2 protein-coding genes are annotated in these 2,306 nt (G+C 55.4%); both read left to right on the forward strand.

The window, feature by feature from the left end; all coding sequences use genetic code 11:
* On the forward strand, positions 1-1,711 hold a 1,711-nt coding region (locus tag FBQ85_29355), incomplete at its 5' end, for an oxidoreductase (GenBank protein MDL1879239.1).
* 41 nt (positions 1,712-1,752) lie between these two features.
* The coding region (locus FBQ85_29360; GenBank protein MDL1879240.1) for a hypothetical protein at positions 1,753-2,306 on the forward strand (554 nt) is incomplete at its 3' end.

Genomic DNA, 2,306 nt, shown 5'->3' on the forward strand with positions numbered 1-2,306 from the left:
GCCGGTCGAGTTCATCGAAGATGCGGCCGTTCCGGTGGAGGTTATGCCGCTGTACTTGCGTGAAGTCGCGGACTTGATTGGCTCATTCAATCGTGAGATGACGATGTACGCGCATGTCAGCGTCGGCTTGGCGCATGTGCGCACCATGCTCAATCTCCGGGATGCGGATGACGTCAAACTTATGCGCCGCATTTCCGAGGGCACGCTCGACTTGGTGTTGAAGTACGGCGGTATGATGAGCGGCGAACACGGCGACGGCCTGGTGCGCAGCTATCTCAATCCGAAATTTTTCGGGCCGCAATTGTATCAAGCTTTTCGCGAGTTGAAAGCCGCGTTCGATCCGCAGGGCATTTTGAATCCCGGCAAGATTGTGGATGCGCAGGGCATGGAGGAAAATTTGCGCATCGGGCCGCACTACCACACGCGCCACGTGCACACTCATTTTCACTATCGCGAAGACGGCGGCTTCGCGCGCGCGGTGGAAATGTGCACCGGCGTGGGTGAATGCCGCAAACTCACCGGCGGCACCATGTGCCCCTCATACATGGCAACGCGCGACGAAGAACATTCCACGCGTGGCCGCGCCAACGCCTTGCGCGCGGCGCTTACCGGTGCGATTACGACTGAACATTTCACCACCAAACGGCTTTATGAAGTTTTTGATCTCTGCCTGGCCTGCAAAGGCTGCAAATCCGAGTGCCCCTCCAACGTGGATGTTGCCAAATTGAAATATGAGTTTCTTTCGCATTATTATGATGAACATGGCACCCCGTTCAAGACTCAGCTATTCTCACGCCCGGATATTCTGGGGCAGCTTGCGGGCGTATTTCCAGGCCTGATCAACAGCGTGCTGCAGAGTAACGCAATGCGCAAGGTTATGGAAAAGGTGCTCGGCATAGATCGGCGTCGTATCTTGCCCTTATATGCCCGGCAAAATTTCAATCGCTGGTTCAAGCGCCGGAAAATTGTGCAGAATGACTATCATTCGCGTCCGCAAGTCGTGCTCTTCAACGATACATTCTTAACTTACCACGAGCCTGAGATCGGCCAGGCGGCGGTTAAAGTTCTCGAGGCGCTCGGCTATCGCGTGGTGCTGGCCAACGCCGGTTGCTGCGGCCGGGCGCAAATTTCAAACGGGTTGTTGCGCGCCGCGCGGCCGCGCGCGGAAGCGGTGGTCGATCATCTGGAAAAATTTGTGGCACAGGGCGCGACCATCGTGGGTTGCGAGCCGAGCTGCGTTTCCGCCGTGAAGGAAGATTATCTTGATTTGGTGCGGGATTATGACAAGGCCAAATTGGTGGCGGATAATTTTTTGCCGATCGAAGATTTTGTCTTGCGCCATTTGGCGACTAATGGCAAAGCAAATGCTTTCAAAGCGCTCAATCAGAAAATCCTGTATCACGGCCATTGCCACCTCAAGTCATTGTTTGGCACGGATTCATCAAAAAGCGCGCTCGCGCGCGCGGCAGGCTGCAGCGTTACCGAAGTGGACTCTGGTTGCTGCGGCATGGCCGGCGCGTTCGGTTATGAAAAAAAACATTACGAGATTTCTTTGAAGATCGGCGACCAGCGTTTGTTTCCGGCAATCCATGCCGTGCCGGTTGATCAACGCATCGTGGCCAACGGTTTCAGTTGCCGGCACCAAATCGAGCACGCCACCGGACGCCAGGCGAAACACGCGATCGAGATTCTGGCGGAGGCGGTGGCCTAAAAATCAAGGGTCTTAGGATGAACCAAGCATGTCACAGGAACATGAAACATTTCCTTCAACTTCTGATCGTCAACGTATTTTTCTTTTGCACTTTCGACGCAACCGCACAAACGCAGGCGCAGATTCGCGCGCTGTGGGGCTTCGCCCCGCACGGCCCGTTTGCCGGCACACCCAAAGAAACGGCTGCCACGTTATATGCGAATAACATTAACGCGGTATTTGTCGACACCATCTCCCCGGATTTGCAAAAAGCGTTAAAAGCCATCGGCGTTAGAATTTACACAACCCTCAACGTCTTTGGCGGTCAGGCGCTTTGGCGGCGCTATCCCCAACTCCGTCCGGTGGATCGCTTCGGCAACCGCGTGCCCGCAGCGCAAGGCAACGGCATTTGCCCGACGCAACGCTGGTATTGGCCGCGCATCTTGCGCAGCCTGGCGCAAAAACGTGACGCCGGTTTTGATGGCGTATGGCTCGACTTTATGCGCTTCAGCGGCATGTGGGAAACGCCGACGCCCAATTTGACTGAGACATGTTTTTGTGATTCAACCCTGGCCGATTTCGAACGCGCCACTGCGATTATCATTCCAACCGATCT

Source organism: Cytophagia bacterium CHB2 (genome assembly GCA_030263535.1).
Taxonomy (GTDB): Bacteria; Zhuqueibacterota; Zhuqueibacteria; order Zhuqueibacterales; family Zhuqueibacteraceae; genus Coneutiohabitans.